This window comes from Mesorhizobium silamurunense (assembly GCF_014843825.1).
In the GTDB taxonomy this organism is placed as follows: domain Bacteria; phylum Pseudomonadota; class Alphaproteobacteria; order Rhizobiales; family Rhizobiaceae; genus Mesorhizobium; species Mesorhizobium silamurunense.
The window spans coordinates 1-1,100 of the sequence record NZ_JHQR01000421.1 but is presented as its reverse complement, the minus strand read 5'-3'; the positions used below and the strand labels follow the sequence as shown (position 1 = coordinate 1,100).

Sequence of the window (1,100 nt, the reverse complement as noted above, 5' to 3'; positions counted from 1 at the left end):
GTCAGGTGACGACTATGTATCTCAAGAACACCGGCAATCAACTGCGTACCCATGTTCAGCCAGAGCTAGGCGACACAAAGCTTGTCGAACTAACGGCGGGCAGGATTTCCCAGCTGGTCGAAAAGTTGAAAGACGATGGCGTCGGTTTGCCTACCATTCGCCGCACCGTAGGCGCGCTCGCCCGCACGCTCAAATATGCGATCAGCCAAGACTGGATAACCGTTAACGTCGCAAAGGGCGTCAGCGTTGGCGGCAAGCGCGGGGAGGGCAGCGAGAAGGTCGTGCCTCCATCCAAGGCCGATCTTGCGAAGATTCTAAAGGCTGCCAAGGAATGGGAACCTGAGGCACCCAAAGGCTTCGGACCGGAGGCCGATGCAAAGTTCAAGGCGCGCGCGGCTGAGTTGAACGACCTTGAGCTTCGTATCAAGTTCGCCGCCGCTACCGGCTTGCGCGCTAGCGAACAATGGGCGCTGCGCTACCGTCATCTGGATCTCAAAAAGCGCACTGTTACCGTCGAGGAGAGAGTTGATGCCTACGGCGATTTCGACACCACGAAATCGGACGCAGGAAAACGCACCATCCCGCTATCGAAGGCACTAACCAACGACCTTGCTGCCCGCCGCAAAAAGACGAAGGCCGGCGATGACGACTTCGTATTCCCCGATTCCTCGGGGAGTTTCACTCGTCACACCAATTTCGACAAGCGCCGCTGGGGACCGCTGGTTGCGAAGGCCGAGGTCAAAGATTTCGGCTGGCATGCGTTGCGCCACTTCGCGATTTCAACGTGGATCGAGGCAGGGCTACAGCCAAAAGCGGTGCAGACCCTTGCCGGTCATGCGACTTTTCAGATCACAATGACCAGATACGGACACATGTTCCCCAGCGAAAGCCATGCCGAGGCAATGGATAAGATTGCGGACCAACTTTACGCGAATTGACAAGCCTTGCCGCATGTTCCATGGCGCACAAATGGCGCATATGATGCGAAACGCCTTATTTTGTGCGGTTTTCTTACGGCCTTTTAATCAGTAGGTCATTGGTTCGAATCCCATCGCGCTCACCAAAAACCCCACGGTCCATTCTGGACACATAGGTTACGG

At 56.1% G+C, this 1,100-nt stretch carries 1 protein-coding gene; it reads left to right on the top strand.

The window, feature by feature from the left end; genetic code table 11:
* The coding region (locus DH10_RS35575; protein ID WP_192385933.1) for a tyrosine-type recombinase/integrase at positions 1 to 938 on the top strand (938 nt) is incomplete at its 5' end.
* Positions 939 to 1,100 lie beyond the last annotated feature (162 nt).